This window comes from Micromonospora sp. NPDC048830, assembly GCF_043198215.1.
Classification (GTDB): domain Bacteria; phylum Actinomycetota; class Actinomycetes; order Mycobacteriales; family Micromonosporaceae; genus Micromonospora.
The window spans coordinates 40,576-55,216 of record NZ_JBICUP010000036.1 but is presented as its reverse complement, the minus strand read 5'-3'; the positions used below and the strand labels follow the sequence as shown (position 1 = coordinate 55,216).

Sequence of the window (14,641 nt, the reverse complement as noted above, 5' to 3'; positions counted from 1 at the left end):
GCTGGACCCGCCGCGTCCCGCGGTGGTGCACACCACACCCTCGCGCCGCGGTCGGTCGGGTGGCGTGCGACACGGTCGGCGGGGGTGCCCGCCGGCCCTTCCCGCCTGAGGCACAGCATAGATACATGACGCATCCCACCCCTCCGGCGCGGCCCGCCGCCCCCTCGGCCGCCGATCGGGCGTACCAGCACCTGAAGCGGTCGATCCTCGAACAGGTCTACCCGGGCGGCCTGCTGATCAGCGAGGGGGAGATCGCCGAGGCCGCAGGGGTGTCCCGCACCCCCGTACGGGAGGCGCTGCTGCGACTGGAGGCCGAGGGGCTCGTGGCGCTCTACCCGAAGCGCGGCGCCCTGATCCGGCCCGTCTCCGCCCGGGAGATCGCCGACGTCATCGAGGCGCGCCGCCTCGTCGAGGTGTACGCCGCCGAGCGGGTCTGGCCCCGCCGCGCGCAGCTGAGGGCCGACCTGGCCCGCTGGCTGGACCGGATGCGCGAGGCCCACGCCGCCGGCGACGTCACCGCGCTCATGGCCGCCGACCGGGCCTTCCACGCCGCCGTCGTCGAGACGGCCGGCAACGAGATCCTGGCCGAGCTGTACCACCGGCTGCGCGACCGCCAGGTGCGCATGGGCGAGGCCAGCTTCCGGCTCTCGCCCGGCTGGGCCCAGGTGGTGCTCGCCGAGCACGCCGCCCAGCTCGCCGCCCTCGACGGCGACGACCCGCAGGCCTGGCTCGACAGCGTCGCCGCGCACGTCGACAACGCCGCGACCGTGCTGCGGACCCTGCGGTGAGCGCCCCCGCCCGCCGCCGCTGCGCCGTCCTGGTCTTCGCGGTGGCGCTGAGCGCGTACGTCGCCGCGGTGTTCCACCGCAGCTCCCTCGGCGTGACCGGGGTCGACGCCGCCGACCGTTTCCACATCAACGCCGCCACGCTGGCCACCTTCTCCGTCGCCCAGCTCGCCGTGTACGCCGCCATGCAGGTGCCCGTCGGGGTGCTGCTCGACCGGTTCGGCTCCCGCCGGCTGCTCATCACCGGCGGCGCGCTGATGGTCGCCGGGCAGCTCTGCTTCGCCCTGGTCACCGACGTCCGGCTGGCCATCGCCGCCCGCGTCCTGGTCGGCCTCGGCGACGCCACCACCTTCATCAGCGTGCTGTGCATCATCACGTTCTGGTTCCCGGGCCGGCGCAACCCGATGCTGGTGCAGCTCACCGGCACCCTCGGCCAGCTCGGCGCGGTCCTCGGCGCCGTGCCCCTGGTGGCGCTGCTGCACCACGCCGGCTGGACCCCCGCGTTCCTCACCGCCGCCGCGCTCGGCGCGACCGCGCTGACGATGGTCGCCGCGGCCGTCCGGGACACGCCGCACCGCGAGCGCGCCGCCGCGCCGGCGCCGGACCCGGCCACCGTACGCCGGCAGCTGGCCGCCGCCTGGGCCCAGCCCGGCACCCGGCTGGGCCTGTGGACGCACTTCGTCACCCAGTTCTCCGGCTCGGTCTTCGCGCTGCTGTGGGGCTACCCGTTCCTCGTGCAGGGGCAGGGGATGGCGCCCACCGCCGCCGCGTCCCTGCTCACCCTGATGACCCTCGCCGGCCTCGTGGTGGGGCCCGTCGTCGCCCAGCTGTGCGCGCGGCACCCGTACCACCGCTCCGCGCTGGTCCTCGGCGTCACCGCCGCCAGCGCCGTGGTGTGGACGGTCGTGCTCGCCTGGCCCGGCCGCGCCCCGGGCTGGCTGCTCGTCGTCCTGGTGCTGGTGCTCGCCGTCAACGGCCCCGGCTCGGCCATCGGCTTCGACTACGCCCGCACGTTCAACCCGGCCAGCCGGATCGGCAGCGCCACCGGCATCGTCAACGTCGGCGGCTTCGTCGCCTCGATCGTCCTGATGCTCGCCGTCGGCGTCGTCCTGGACCTGGCCACCCCCGCCGGCCGGCCTGCCCCGGACCTCGCCGCGTTCCGCTGGGCCTTCGCCGCGCAGTACGCCCTGTGGGCGCTCGGCGCGGTCCAGGTGCTGCGCTACCGCAACGCCGCCCGCCGCCTCCTGCGCGCCGCGGCGGCCCCGGCGCAGCCGCAGCCGGCGCCCCCACCGGCCCCGGCGCAGCCGGCGGCCTGACTCCCCGAGGCCCCGGTCGTCACGGGCGGCGGAAGCGGCGGTGGGTGAGGTCGTCCAGCACCAGGGTCAGCCCGGCGCCGACCAGCCAGACGTCCTTGGCGAGGCCGATGCCCTGCTGGGTCGGCCGCAGGCTGCCCGGCTCCCGCATGCCGGGTGTGCGCAGGTACAGCTGTAGCAGTCCCGCCCCGAACGCGGTCAGACCCAGCCCCGCGAGCAGGGACGGGACGAACGGCGCGAGCAGGGCGGCCCCGAGCGCCATCTCGCCCCGGGACAGCAACCGGGCGAAGCGGTCCGGCCCGAGTTGCCGCAGCTGCGGGACGGCCCCGGCGGCCATGCCGTGCATGCCCGCGGCGGCCTCACCCTCCAGACTCCGCTTGCCCAGCCCCGAGTTCAGGATGAATGCGCCGACAGTGGTGCGCAGCGGCACATGCGTGAGCTTCATCTGGCCCTCCCGTACCCCGACGACAGTGCCCCCGCCTACCCGGCACCGGCGGCCGTAACCGCCGGCCGATGAGGCCGACGCGATGATCGACAGGTAGTTTCGTCTGGGGCGTGGGCGGCGGCGTCCGCGCAGGCCACGGCCGGCCTGCCGGCCGGCGGCGACGGACACGGTGTGGAGCAGGAGGGGCGAAACGTGAGCCAGGAAGTCCGGGGAGTCATCTCACGCAGCAAGGGCGCGCCGGTGGAGGTCGCCACCATCGTGGTACCCGACCCGGGGCCGGGTGAGGCGGTGGTCCGCGTCCAGTCGTGCGGGGTCTGCCACACCGACCTGCACTACCGGGAGGGCGGGATCAACGACGAGTACCCGTTCCTGCTCGGCCACGAGGCGGCCGGCATCGTGGAGCAGGTGGGCGACGGGGTCACCGACGTGGCGCCCGGCGACTTCGTCGTGCTGAACTGGCGGGCGGTGTGCGGCGCCTGCCGCGCCTGCCGGCGTGGCCGGCCCTGGTACTGCTTCAACACCCACAACGCCGCCCAGAAGATGACCCTCACCGACGGCACCGAACTGGCCCCGGCGCTGGGCATCGGCGCGTTCGCCGAGAAGACCCTCGTCCACGCCGGGCAGTGCACCAAGGTGGACCCGGCCGCCCGCCCGGCCGCCGTCGGCCTGCTCGGCTGCGGCGTCATGGCCGGCCTCGGCGCGGCGATGAACACCGGCGCGGTCGGCCGCGGCGACTCGGTGGCCGTCATCGGCTGCGGCGGGGTCGGCGACGCCGCCGTCGCCGGCGCCACGCTGGCCGGCGCGACGACGATCATCGCGGTCGACACCGACTCCCGCAAGCTCGACTGGGCGCGCAGGTTCGGCGCCACCCACACCGTCAATGCCTCCGAGGGCGACGTGGTCGAGGCGATCCGGGCGGCCACCGGCGGCTTCGGCGCCGACGTGGTCATCGACGCCGTCGGCCGGCCCGAAACCTGGAAGCAGGCGTTCTACGCCCGCGACCTCGCCGGCACCGTCGTACTGGTCGGCGTGCCGACCCCGCAGATGCAGGTCGAGCTGCCGCTGCTGGACGTCTTCGGCCGCGGCGGCGCCCTCAAGTCCAGCTGGTACGGCGACTGCCTGCCCAGCCGCGACTTCCCGCTGCTCACCGAGCTGTACCTGCAGGGCCGGCTCGACCTGGACGCGTTCGTCACCGAGGAGATCGCCCTGGAGCAGGTCGAGCAGGCGTTCACCCGGATGCACCACGGCGACGTGCTGCGCTCGGTGGTGGTCTTCCCGTGACCGCCCGCGTCGACCACACCGTCACCTCCGGCACCTTCTCCCTCGACGGGCAGACCTTCGGCGTCGACAACAACGTGTGGGTCGTCGGCGACGACACCGAGTGCGTGGTCGTCGACGCCCCGCACGACGTCGAGGCGATCCTGCGGGTGGTCGGCGGGCGCCGGGTGGTGGCGATCCTGGCCACCCATGCCCACGACGACCACGTCCGGGTGGCTCCGGCGCTGTCCCGGGCCACCGGCGCGCCGGTGTTGCTGCACCCCGACGACCGGGTGCTGTGGGACATGGTCCACCCCGACGTGACCCCCGACGGCGAACTGCGCGACGGGACGACGATCGAGGTGGCCGGTACGCCGCTGCGGGCGCTGCACACCCCCGGCCACAGCCCCGGCGCCTGCTGCCTGTACGCCCCGGCGCTCGGCGCGGTCTTCACCGGCGACACCCTCTTCGCCGGTGGGCCGGGTGCCACCGGCCGCTCGTACAGCGACTTCGGCACCATCATCGAGTCGATCCGCACCCGACTGCTCACCCTGCCGCATGAGACGGTGGTGCACACCGGCCACGGCGACAGCACCACCGTCGGCGCGGAGGCCCCGCACCTCGACGAGTGGATCGCCCGGGGCCACTGACCCCGGCGGGGCCACCGACCCCGGCGTCCGGCCGGTGGGGCACGAGTTTCCCCGGGCGTGCCGCGGGGTTGCGGCTGCCACGAATGCGTGGCCGCCGCCCCCGCGTGCCGTCCACTGTGCCCCATCGGCTCCGGTGAGCCATATGTCCGTCCTGGTACGGTCGTCCGCATGGGCCCGGCCGGTTCGACCGCCGGAGTGAGCCTGCGCCAGCGGGTCCGGCGACGGGTGGCGATCCTGCGACTGCTGCCCGAGGCGGGGCTCGGCACCCTCGCCGCCGCGGCCGTGCTGCACACCTTCGGCGCCGTCACGCCGGTCGGGTTCATCGTGGCCACCAGCGCCGTGCAGGCCGCCGCCTATCGCTGACCGGTCCAGGCCAGCAGCCCTGACCCGCCGGAAAACGTTGGGGCCGGGACGTCCCGCGCCGGCATACTCGGGCCCGTGCCCGCCCCCGCCGTGTTGACCCCCGCCCAGTCATCCGCGCTTACCCACGTGCGCCGCACGGCGCTGCGGGACCGCCGCCCTCGCCGCGATCGCCCGGCACCTCGCCGGCTCCGGGACGACGTACCAGCCGGAGCAGTTGATCACCGCGGTCGCCGCGCACGGCCGGCTCACGCTCAACTTCCACCCTGACCGGCTGCTCGCCGACGGGCGCACGGTGGCCGCCGCGCTGGCCGGGGAGGGCGTGTACCGCAGCCAGTTCGAGACGGGCATCTCCAACGGCGGCCTCAGCGCGTACCCGGGAGGGGACCGGGACCGGTGGGAGGAGGAACTGTTCGGCGGCGCGTACCAGGCCCCGGGCGTACGGCCGGCGGACCGTCCGAAGTACGGCGGGCTCAACTGCTCGACCACCCCGACGGCGCCTGCCCGCGGTTCGGCTCCTGCCACCTGCGACTGCGCCCCGAGGTGCTGACCCGCGCGACGTTCTGCTTCGGCGACAGCCACCTGGGGCCGACGTGTCTCGGCACCGTGGACGTCCCCGAACCGGTGCTCGCCGCCCTCCTCGCCGCCACCGGGGTCAGCCTCGGCGTGGCCGGGATGGACACCGCCGCCCCGGCCCGGGCGCTGCTGCGCCGCCGCGAACGGGACACGTGGCGCCCCGGGCCCGCCGCACGCTCCCTGGACGACTACGTGGAGGCGCAGGTCCACGGCCCGCCGCTGGCCGCGCGGATCCACGCCGAGTTCGCCCGGCCGGGCGAACCGGTCGACGCCGCGCTCGTCGGCCGAGCGGCGGCCTCGCTGGTCACCGAGCCGGACCGCTGGGCGGACCGGGGGACGCCGACGGTGACCCTCCAGCACCTCAAGCAGCTCTGGCACGTACTCGTCCGGTTCGGGGCGCCTCGCGCCCGCTGACCGGTTCCCGCCTCCCGGTTCGGTTCCGAGGCGCTCGGTGGTCCCGTGCTCCGGGTGACCCGGGTCGCAGCCGCCATGGTCCCCGCATTTCCGGAATGACCGACACGGCAACCTGGTTGTGTCCCCCGTACCTCCCGCCGGTAAACCTCACCGGCGCGGCAGTTCCCCCAAGGGGCGCTCAACCGGAGCGCGTCGCAACGATCGAAAGGGCAACCATCGTGAAGGCCGACTTCACTCGATGGCTCCCGGCCATCGCCAAGACCACGGACCGGTGGCTTCCGGCCATCGCCAAGACCACGGACCGGTGGCTTCCGGCCATCGCCAAGACCACGGACCGCAAGGCGGTGCTGAGCATCGCCGGCGTCGCCGTCCTCGGCGGCCTCGCCTTCGGCCCGACGGCCGTCGCCGCACCGGTCACCGGCGGCCCCCACGCCGGTGCCGTCGCCGCCATCGACCTCGCCACCGGCAAGGCCCGGCAGGGCGCCACGGCCGAGTCCGCGCTGACCACCGGCGCGGCGAGCGACAAGGCCAGCGGCAAGGCGTCGGCCGACAAGCCGAGCCGGGACGAGTTGATCCCGCACGGCGTCGAGGGCGCGCAGTCGCGTATCCCGCTCGACGACGAGCAACTCGCCAACGCCAAGGCGATCATCAAGGCCGCCAAGGAGACCGACGTGGGTGAGCGCGGCGCGGTGATCGGCGTCGCCACGTCGTTGCAGGAGTCGAAGCTGTACAACCTCGGGCACCTGGGCGTGTACAACGACTACGACTCGCAGGGGCTGTTCCAGCAGCGGCCGTCGTCGGGCTGGGGCTCGCCCGATCAGGTAACGGACCCGGACTACGCCGCCAGGGCGTTCTTCGACGCGCTGAAGAACGTGGGCGGCTGGCGGGACCTGCCGCTGACCGCGGCGGCGCAGACGGTGCAGGTGTCGGCGTTCCCGTACGCGTACGCGCAGTGGGAGGAGCAGGCGGCGGACATCGTCCAGCAGCTGTGGTGACCCTTTTCTGCGCGGCCCTCGGTCGGCCCCTTCCGGGGCTGGCCGGGGCCTTCCGGTTTCCGCCCGGTCGGGGGTGGTCGCGGTGGGGGTGGGGCCCGCCGTGCCCGGCTCCGGGCGGTCAGGCTTGATCCCTGCGCCGGTCACGGCGGGCCCCACCAGGTCCGCCCCTGGGGCCGTCCGTCGGGCGGTCCCGGTTCCCGGCGCACGATCCCAACCATCTCCCGTACGCCACCGGCGCCCCTCGTGCCATGTGGCTCGTCCGGTTCACTGGACGGGTGGACGACATGATCTGGGATTCGGTGCGGGTGTCACGTGGCTGGTTGGATGCGACGAACGGCGTCGGAGACGCGGAGTTGACCTGCCGAATCCTGAAACTGACGGAGGAGGCCGGCGAGGTGGCCGGGGCGTGGATCGGCACCCTCGGGCAGAACCCGCGAAAGGGGGTCACGCACACGCGGGACGACGTTGCCGCCGAACTGGCCGACGTGGCGTTCACGGCGCTGGTCGCCATCGAGAGCCTCGGGTTCGACGCGCGGTCGGCGCTGGCGCAGTGCGCGGCCAAGGTCCGCTCCCGGATCAGTTAGGCCGTGTCTCGGCTCGCCGAAACCGCCTCGCCGGTGTCCTGCCCTCCGGCCGTCGCCTCGGTGTCGGCGAGGCGGGCCGCATCCGCACTTCGACTTTCGAGATCGTGCTGTGGGATGGCCCTTGGAGGGGCCGGCTTCACCAAGGTCTCTGGCCGACCCCGCCACGTCGGCGACATGGCGGGATTCATTGGAGGCTGCGGCGGCCGTCGTGACCGGCTCCGGTCGGTCAGGCTTGATCCCTACGCCGGTCAACGGCCCCCGAGGCGGCCGCCGCGTCTTGATCGACTCAATGTCGGCGACATTGCGGCATCCGTGGGCCCTGATACCCCTATGTCGCCGACATCGAGTCGATCAACCGACCCGAACGCGGCGATCCGCCCCGTCTGTCCGTCTTGGGAGGGTTGTTGGGTGTGATCGGCGCCATCGTGGGGGGCGGAATCGGGGCCAGGGCGGGGTCGTTACACCTGACCCACGCCCGAGCAGCACAACCCCGGAGGCGACACAACACCCCCGGAGGCGACACGATGCCCCGGAGGGGACACGATGCCCCGGGAGGGGACACGATGCCCCCGTCGGTGTCCCCGATCGAGGCGAGCCCTCGCCGGGTCCGGGTCGGGTGGAATGCGGGCCGGCTGTCGGTCGTTGTGCATGGTCCCGGCGCCCGCGACGAGGCAACCCCCGTGACGAGGCACCCCTGCCCCGTGGTCGCACCGGCCAGAGACTCTTCCCCCGGCTTTTCGAGCTTTCGAGCGCCTGACGGTGCTTGCGCACGCCTGTCCGATCCCCCTCGGCGGTGTGCGCCAACCCCCGAATGGAGCTTTCGATGATGAACACGATGCTGCGTAAGAGCGTTCTCGGTGTTGCCGGTCTCGCGTTCGCCGGTGGCCTCGCCGCCGGTCCGCTGCACGCCACGAACGCCATCACCGCCTCGCCGGTCGAGGCCAAGCCCGTCGCCGTGGTGCAGGCCGACAAGCCCGACAGCGGCAAGCTGATCCCGCACGGGGTGCAGGGCGCGCAGTCCCGCATCGACCTTGACGGCGAGCAGGTCGCGAATGCTAAGGCGATCATCGCGGCGACGAAGAAGGCCGGCCTGCCCGAGCGGGCCGCGGTCATCTCGATCGCCACCAGCCTGCAGGAGTCGAAGCTGGAGAACCTCGGGCACCTGGGTGACCGGAACGACCACGACTCGCTGGGCCTGTTCCAGCAGCGCCCGTCCTCGGGCTGGGGCACCCCGGAGCAGATCACCGACCCGCAGTACTCGACGACCGCGTTCCTGAAGGGTCTGAAGCAGGTCGACAGGTGGCAGGACATGCCGCTGACCGACGCCGCCCAGACGGTGCAGGTGTCCGCGTACCCCGACGCGTACGCGCAGTGGGAGCAGCAGGCCGCCGACCTCGTCGCCCAGCACTGGAACAGCTGACCCTGATCCGCTGGGTGAGGTGGATTACGGCGCCGGGCGGAACAGGGCGCCGAGGGGGTACGTTGAACCCGGTGTCGGTGTGTCCAGTGTCCCCGGGCCTCACCATATTGCCTTCGCGGAATACCGTTCGGCTGGAGCCGCGTCGCGCCACTCGCCGAGAGGCGACCTGCACACCGACACCCCGAACCGCCCCCGGCCGCATGGCCGGGGGCGGTTTCGTCTGCCGACCCGAAGATTGGAAGGCGGCTCAGCGGACGGGTACGCGACCGCGCACGACGGGGTGGGGCCCGCCGTGACCGGCGCAGGGATCAAGCCTGACCGCCCGGAGCCGGTCACGGCGGGCCCCCACCCCCACCGCAACCACCCAAGGAGCAGGCAGCAAGAACGCCCCCGCCGGCCGGGGAAAAAATCGGTCCCGGGTCGCGGGGACGGCGGGCCTGGCCTATGTTCGGGGGGTCGGCTTCCCGTCAACGGGGAAGGAGGTGTCCCGGGATGGGTCTGCGGACCTTCATCGAGGGCTGGCCGGTCTACCGGCAGCTCACCGGCACCGACCCGCTGGGCCGGGGCGCCGCGGCCCGGTCGCCCCGCTCGGCGGCGCTGACCGCGCGCACGGAGGCCGCCGACCGCGTGGCCCGCTCCGTCTGCCCGTACTGCGCGGTGGGCTGCGGCCAGCGGGTGTACGTCTCCGACGGCCGGGTCACGCAGATCGAGGGCGACCCGGACAGCCCGATCTCCCGGGGCCGGCTGTGCCCGAAGGGCTCGGCCAGCAAGAGCCTGGTCACCAGCCCGCTGCGGCAGACGAAGGTCCGCTACCGCCGGCCGTACGCCACGGAGTGGGAGGACCTGGACCTCGACACCGCCGTCGACATGATCGCCGACCGGATCCTCGCCGCCCGCGCGGAGACCTGGGAGGACGTCGACGACGCGGGCCGCCCGCTCAACCGGACGATGGGCATCTCGGCCCTGGGCGGGGCGACGCTGGACAACGAGGAGAACTACCTCATCAAGAAGCTGTTCACGGCGATGGGGGCGCTCCAGATCGAGAACCAGGCCCGCATTTGACACTCCGCCACCGTCCCCGGTCTGGGGACCAGCTTCGGTCGCGGCGGCGCCACGGACTTCCAGCAGAACCTCGCCAACGCTGACGTCATCGTCATCCAGGGCTCCAACATGGCCGAGGCCCACCCGGTGGGCTTCCAGTGGGTGATGGAGGCGAAGAAGCGCGGCGCCAGGGTCTTCCACGTCGACCCGCGGTTCACCCGGACGAGCGCGCTCGCCGACACGTATCTGCCGATCCGGGCGGGCACCGACATCGCGCTGCTCGGCGGCGTGGTGCGGTACATCCTGGAGAACGAGCTGGACTTCCGGGAGTACGTGCTGGCGTACACGAACGCGGCGACGATCGTCAGCGAGCGGTTCGCCGACACCGAGGACCTGGACGGCCTCTTCTCCGGCTACGACCCGGAGACCGGCTCGTACGACCAGACGAGCTGGCAGTACGAGGGTCAGGAGAACGGCCCGGCCGGCAGCGCAGGCACCAGCATGCAGCGGGAGACCGCGGCCGGGCTGCGCCACGAGTCGCACGGCATGCCGGTGCCCGGGCGGACCCTGCGGGACGACACGCTGCGGCACCCCCGCTGCGTGTACCAGATCCTCAGGCGGCACTTCGCCCGCTACACCCCGGAGATGGTGGAGCGGGTCTGCGGCGTCCCGCGGGAGAAGTTCCTGGAACTGGCCCGCGCCTGGACGGAGAACTCGGGCCGGGAGCGCACCGGCGCGCTGGTCTACTCGGTGGGCTGGACGCAGCACAGCGTCGGCGTGCAGTACATCCGCACCGGGGCGATCATCCAGCTGCTGCTGGGCAACGTGGGCCGCCCGGGCGGCGGCGTCCTGGCGCTGCGCGGGCACGCCAGCATCCAGGGCTCCACCGACATCCCGACGCTGTTCAACCTGCTGCCCGGCTACCTGCCGATGCCGCACGCCGACCACGTCACCTTCGACGACTGGGTCGACAGCATCCGCAACCCCCGCCAGAAGGGCTTCTGGGGCCACTCGCGGGCGTTCGCCGCGAGCCTGCTGAAGGCGTACTGGGGGGACGCGGCGACGCCGGGAAACGACTTCTGCTACGGGTACCTGCCCCGGATGACCGGCGACCACGGGACGTACCAGCAGGTGCTCAGCATGATCGACGGCAAGATCAGGGGCTACTTCCTGCTCGGCCAGAACCCGGCGGTGGGCTCCGCGCACGGCCGCGCCCAGCGGCTCGGCATGGCCAACCTCGACTGGCTGGTCGTCCGCGACCTGTTCATGATCGAAAGCGCCACGTTCTGGAAGAACAGCCCCGAGGTGGCCACCGGGGAGATCGTGCCGCAGGAGTGCCGCACGGAGGTGTTCTTCCTGCCCGCCGCCTCGCACGTGGAGAAGGAGGGCACGTTCACCCAGACCCAGCGGCTGCTGCAGTGGCGGGAGAAGGCCGTCGACCCGCCAGGCGACGCCCGCTCCGAGCTGTGGTTCTTCTACCACCTGGGGCGCCGGCTGCGGGAGAAGCTGGCCGGCTCCACCGAGCCGCGGGACCGGGCGCTGCTCGACCTCGCCTGGGACTACCCCACGCACGGCCCGGACGCGGAGCCGAGCGCCGACGCGGTGCTGCGCGAGATCAACGGGTACGAGGTGGCCAGCGGCCGTCTCCTCGGCGGGTTCCCGGAGGCCCGCGACGACGGCTCCACCGCGGTCGGTTGCTGGATCTACAGTGGCGTGTACGCCGACGGGGTCAACCAGGCCGCCCGGCGCAGGTCCCGCCACGAGCAGGACTGGGTGGCCGCCGAGTGGGGCTGGGCGTGGCCGGCGAACCGCCGCACCCTGTACAACCGCGCCTCCGCCGACCCGGAGGGCCGGCCGTGGAGCGAGCGCAAGAAGTACGTCTGGTGGGACCCGGACGCCGGGGAGTGGACCGGGTACGACGTGCCGGACTTCGAGCGGACGAAGCCACCGACGTACCGGCCGCCCGCCGACGCCACCGGGCCCGAGGCGATCGCCGGCGACGACCCGTTCGTCATGCAGGGCGACGGCAAGGGCTGGCTGTACGCGCCCGCCGGCGTGCTCGACGGCCCGCTGCCGGCGCACTACGAGCCGGCCGAGTCCCCGGTCCGCAACCCCATGTACGGGCAGCAGGCCAACCCGACCCGCAAGGTGTACGAGCACCCGGCGAACTCGGTCAACCCGAGCCCGCCGCAGGCGCAGAGCGACGTCTTCCCGTACGTGTTCACGGTCAGCCGGCTCACCGAGCACCACACCGCCGGCGGGATGAGCCGCACCGTGCGGCCGCTGGCCGAGTTGCAGCCGGAGATGTTCGTCGAGGTGTCCCCGGAGCTGGCCGCCGAGGCCGGGCTGTCCCACCTGGGCTGGGCCCACCTGATCAGCGGCCGGGCCGTCATCGAGGCGAAGGTGCTGGTCACCGACCGGCTCACCCCGCTGCGCGTGGAGGGCCGCCTGATCCACCAGCTGTGGCTGCCGTACCACTTCGGCACCGAGGGGCTGGTCACCGGCGACTCGGCCAACGACCTGTTCGGCATCACCCTGGACCCGAACGTGCTGATCCAGGAGAGCAAGGTGGGCACCTGCGACGTCCGGCCGGGCCGGCGGCCGGCCGGGCCGGCCCTGCTGGAGCTGGTGGCCGGGTATCGCCGCCGGGCCGGGATCGACCCCGGCCGGGAGGTGCCCATCGTCACCACCACGGCCGAGGACGAGAGAGGCGAGGATGCCTGACGCGAACAGCCTCTACGGTCCGCTGGACCCGGCCCCGGACGCCGGCTGGACCGACGCCCCGCCCCGGATGGGCTTCTTCACCGACACCAGCGTGTGCATCGGCTGCAAGGCGTGCGAGGTGGCCTGCAAGGAGTGGAACGGCGTGCCGGCCTCCGGGTTCGACCTGCTCGGCATGTCGTACGACAACACCGGCGCGCTGACGGCGAACTCGTGGCGGCATGTGGCGTTCGTCGAGCAGCCCCGCCCGGCCGGGCACCGGGCGCCCGCCGGGCCGCAGTTCCTCGGCATGCCCGGCGCCGCGCCGCCCGGGCGGGCCACCGGCGGCGCCGAGCGTACCGACTTCCGCTGGCTGATGATGTCGGACGTCTGCAAGCACTGCACCCACGCCGCCTGCCTGGATGTCTGCCCCACCGGCTCGCTGTTCCGCACCGAGTTCGGCACGGTCGTGGTGCAGGAGGACATCTGCAACGGCTGCGGCTACTGCATCCCCGCCTGCCCGTACGGGGTGATCGACCAGCGCAGGGGCGACGGCCGGGCGTGGAAGTGCACGCTGTGCTACGACCGTATCGGCGTCGGGAAGACCCCCGCCTGCGCGCAGGCGTGCCCCACCGAGTCCATCCAGTACGGCCCGGTGGACGAGCTGCGGGAGCGGGCCGCCGCGCGGGTGGCCACCCTGCACGAACGCGGCGTGCCGGAGGCCCGGCTGTACGGCCACGACCCCGGCGACGGGGTCGGCGGCAACGGCGCGTTCTTCCTGCTGCTGGACGAGCCCGAGGTGTACGGCCTGCCCCCGGACCCGGTGGTGACGACCCGGGACCTGCCGAGGATGTGGAAGCGGGCCGGGCTGGCCGCCCTGGCCATGGCGGCGGCGGCCGTCGCCGCGTTCGTCGGAGGTGCCTCGTGAGCGCGCGCCGCCCCGAGGTGGGCGAGAGGTTCCGCCGCTTCCTGCGCCGCCTCGACGGCGCCGACCGGCCCGGCGAGGCCGACCGGGACGAGCTCAGCGCCGGGCGCACCGACCGAGCCGCCAACCTGGCACCGGAGCCGCCCCGCCGGCCGGCTCCCGGGAAGCGGCGGCGCCGCGGCGGCGAGGGCGTGACCGTGCCCCCGGCCGAGTTCACCTCCTACTACGGCCGGCCCGTCCTCAAGGCGCCGGTGTGGAAGTGGGACATCGCCGGGTACCTGTTCACCGGCGGGTTGGCCGCCGGATCGTCGCTGCTGGCCGCCGGCGGGCAGCTCACCGGCCGGCCGGTGCTGCGCCGCGCCGGCCGGGTCACCGCCCTGGCCGCGCTCGGCGCCAGCACGTACTTCCTCGTCCACGACCTCGGCCGACCCGACCGGTTCCACCACATGCTGCGGGTGGCCAAGCCGACCTCCCCCATGTCGGTGGGCACCTGGATCCTGGCCGCCTACGGTCCGGCCGCCGGGGTGGCCGTCGTCGCCGAGGCCGCGCCGTGGCTGCCGGAGCGGGGTGTGCTCGGGCTGGGCCGCCGGCTGCTGCCGCCGGTCGGGCACGCCGCCGGGCTGTTCGCCGCCGCCACCGCGCCGGCCCTGGCCACGTACACCGGGGTGCTGCTCGCCGACACGGCCGTGCCGTCGTGGCACGAGGCGTACCCGCAGCTGCCGGTCATGTTCGCGGGCAGCGCCCTGGCCAGCGGCGCCGGCGTGGGCCTGCTCGCCGCGCCCCGCGACCAGGCCGGCCCGGCCCGGCGGATGGCCGTGGCCGGCGCGGCCCTGGAGCTGTGGGCCGCGCACCGGGTGGAGACCGGCCTCGGCCTGCTCAGCGAGCCCTATCGCACCGGCACCCCCGGCCGGCTGCTGCGCGCCGCCCGGGCGCTCACCGTCGCCGGGGCCGTCGGGGCCCTCGCCGGCCGGCGCAGCCGCGTCGTGTCGGCCGTGGCCGGCGCGGCCCTGCTCGGCGCGTCGGTGGCCCTGCGCTTCGGCGTGTTCCACGCCGGCGTCGCCTCCGCCCGCGACCCGAGGTACACGGTGGCTCCCCAACGGGAGCGCGCCCGGCGGCGTGAGCCGCGGGCCGAGACGCCCGGGCCCTGACCACCAGAGGTTCGCCTCTGCCCTCCGG

The 14,641-nt window shown here is 74.0% G+C and carries 13 protein-coding genes and 1 pseudogene; 13 read left to right on the top strand and 1 reads right to left on the bottom strand.

Translation table 11 applies throughout. From position 1 onward, the window contains the following. The first annotated feature begins 125 nt into the window (after window positions 1-125). Both ACGFIZ_RS25795 and ACGFIZ_RS25790 read left to right on the top strand, forming a co-directional pair. Window positions 126-788 carry a GntR family transcriptional regulator gene (locus ACGFIZ_RS25795; RefSeq protein ID WP_393423268.1) on the top strand — a complete coding sequence of 221 codons (663 nt, stop codon included), beginning with the start codon at window positions 126-128 and terminating at the stop codon, window positions 786-788. After that, entirely contained in the window at window positions 785-2,101 is a 1,317-nt protein-coding gene (locus ACGFIZ_RS25790; protein ID WP_393423266.1) for a nitrate/nitrite transporter, read from the top strand. Before ACGFIZ_RS25795 ends, ACGFIZ_RS25790 begins: the two co-directional genes overlap by 4 nt. A gap of 19 nt (window positions 2,102-2,120) precedes the next feature. Here ACGFIZ_RS25790 and ACGFIZ_RS25785 read toward each other — a convergent pair whose 3' ends face one another. Continuing rightward, window positions 2,121-2,543 carry a hypothetical protein gene (locus ACGFIZ_RS25785; RefSeq protein ID WP_393423264.1) on the bottom strand — a complete coding sequence of 141 codons (423 nt, stop codon included), beginning with the start codon at window positions 2,541-2,543 and terminating at the stop codon, window positions 2,121-2,123. 192 nt (window positions 2,544-2,735) lie between these two features. On the opposite strand from ACGFIZ_RS25785, the gene ACGFIZ_RS25780 reads away from it, so the two are divergent. The 11 genes and pseudogenes from ACGFIZ_RS25780 (at window position 2,736) to nrfD (ending at window position 14,613) form a co-directional block, all read left to right on the top strand. Beyond that, complete coding sequence (locus ACGFIZ_RS25780; RefSeq protein WP_393423262.1) at window positions 2,736-3,824, top strand: S-(hydroxymethyl)mycothiol dehydrogenase; 1,089 nt, start codon at window positions 2,736-2,738, stop codon at window positions 3,822-3,824. After that, window positions 3,821-4,450 carry an MBL fold metallo-hydrolase gene (locus ACGFIZ_RS25775; protein WP_393423260.1) on the top strand — a complete coding sequence of 210 codons (630 nt, stop codon included), beginning with the start codon at window positions 3,821-3,823 and terminating at the stop codon, window positions 4,448-4,450. Before ACGFIZ_RS25780 ends, ACGFIZ_RS25775 begins: the two co-directional genes overlap by 4 nt. 168 nt (window positions 4,451-4,618) lie before the next feature. Further along, window positions 4,619-4,813 (top strand): hypothetical protein, encoded by a 195-nt coding sequence (locus ACGFIZ_RS25770; protein ID WP_393423258.1) that lies wholly within the window; start codon window positions 4,619-4,621, stop codon window positions 4,811-4,813. A gap of 292 nt (window positions 4,814-5,105) precedes the next feature. Then, window positions 5,106-5,539 (top strand): annotated as a pseudogene (locus ACGFIZ_RS25765) (DUF3626 domain-containing protein); the annotation flags it as partial. A 39-nt stretch (window positions 5,540-5,578) separates the two neighbouring features. Beyond that, window positions 5,579-5,800: a DUF3626 domain-containing protein gene (locus tag ACGFIZ_RS25760; RefSeq protein WP_393423311.1), complete on the top strand. Its 222-nt coding sequence runs from the start codon at window positions 5,579-5,581 to the stop codon at window positions 5,798-5,800. A gap of 218 nt (window positions 5,801-6,018) precedes the next feature. Next, window positions 6,019-6,795: a hypothetical protein gene (locus ACGFIZ_RS25755; RefSeq protein ID WP_393423256.1), complete on the top strand. Its 777-nt coding sequence runs from the start codon at window positions 6,019-6,021 to the stop codon at window positions 6,793-6,795. 284 nt (window positions 6,796-7,079) lie between these two features. Continuing rightward, entirely contained in the window at window positions 7,080-7,379 is a 300-nt protein-coding gene (locus tag ACGFIZ_RS25750) for a MazG-like family protein (RefSeq protein WP_393423309.1), read from the top strand. 826 nt (window positions 7,380-8,205) lie between these two features. Then, complete coding sequence (locus ACGFIZ_RS25745; protein WP_393423308.1) at window positions 8,206-8,799, top strand: hypothetical protein; 594 nt, start codon at window positions 8,206-8,208, stop codon at window positions 8,797-8,799. A 492-nt stretch (window positions 8,800-9,291) separates the two neighbouring features. Further along, on the top strand, window positions 9,292-12,564 hold the full coding sequence (gene fdh / locus ACGFIZ_RS25740; RefSeq protein ID WP_393423254.1) for a formate dehydrogenase: 3,273 nt from the start codon (window positions 9,292-9,294) through the stop codon (window positions 12,562-12,564). After that, window positions 12,557-13,468, top strand: a complete 912-nt coding sequence (locus tag ACGFIZ_RS25735) for a 4Fe-4S dicluster domain-containing protein (protein WP_393423252.1) — start codon at window positions 12,557-12,559, stop codon at window positions 13,466-13,468. Before fdh ends, ACGFIZ_RS25735 begins: the two co-directional genes overlap by 8 nt. Continuing rightward, window positions 13,465-14,613: an NrfD/PsrC family molybdoenzyme membrane anchor subunit gene (gene nrfD / locus ACGFIZ_RS25730; protein ID WP_393423250.1), complete on the top strand. Its 1,149-nt coding sequence runs from the start codon at window positions 13,465-13,467 to the stop codon at window positions 14,611-14,613. The genes ACGFIZ_RS25735 and nrfD overlap by 4 nt, the downstream gene beginning before the upstream one ends. The last annotated feature ends 28 nt before the right edge of the window (window positions 14,614-14,641 follow it).

Bases quoted from the DNA above. Each gene is read 5' to 3' on its own strand.
- ACGFIZ_RS25795 (WP_393423268.1), top strand. From the start codon at position 126: ATGACGCATCCCACCCCTCCGGCGCGGCCCGCCGCCCCCTCGGCCGCC.
- ACGFIZ_RS25785 (WP_393423264.1), bottom strand. From the start codon at position 2,543: ATGAAGCTCACGCATGTGCCGCTGCGCACCACTGTCGGCGCATTCATC.
- ACGFIZ_RS25770 (WP_393423258.1), top strand. From the start codon at position 4,619: ATGGGCCCGGCCGGTTCGACCGCCGGAGTGAGCCTGCGCCAGCGGGTC.
- ACGFIZ_RS25750 (WP_393423309.1), top strand. From the start codon at position 7,080: ATGATCTGGGATTCGGTGCGGGTGTCACGTGGCTGGTTGGATGCGACG.
- ACGFIZ_RS25745 (WP_393423308.1), top strand. From the start codon at position 8,206: ATGAACACGATGCTGCGTAAGAGCGTTCTCGGTGTTGCCGGTCTCGCG.
- ACGFIZ_RS25735 (WP_393423252.1), top strand. From the start codon at position 12,557: ATGCCTGACGCGAACAGCCTCTACGGTCCGCTGGACCCGGCCCCGGAC.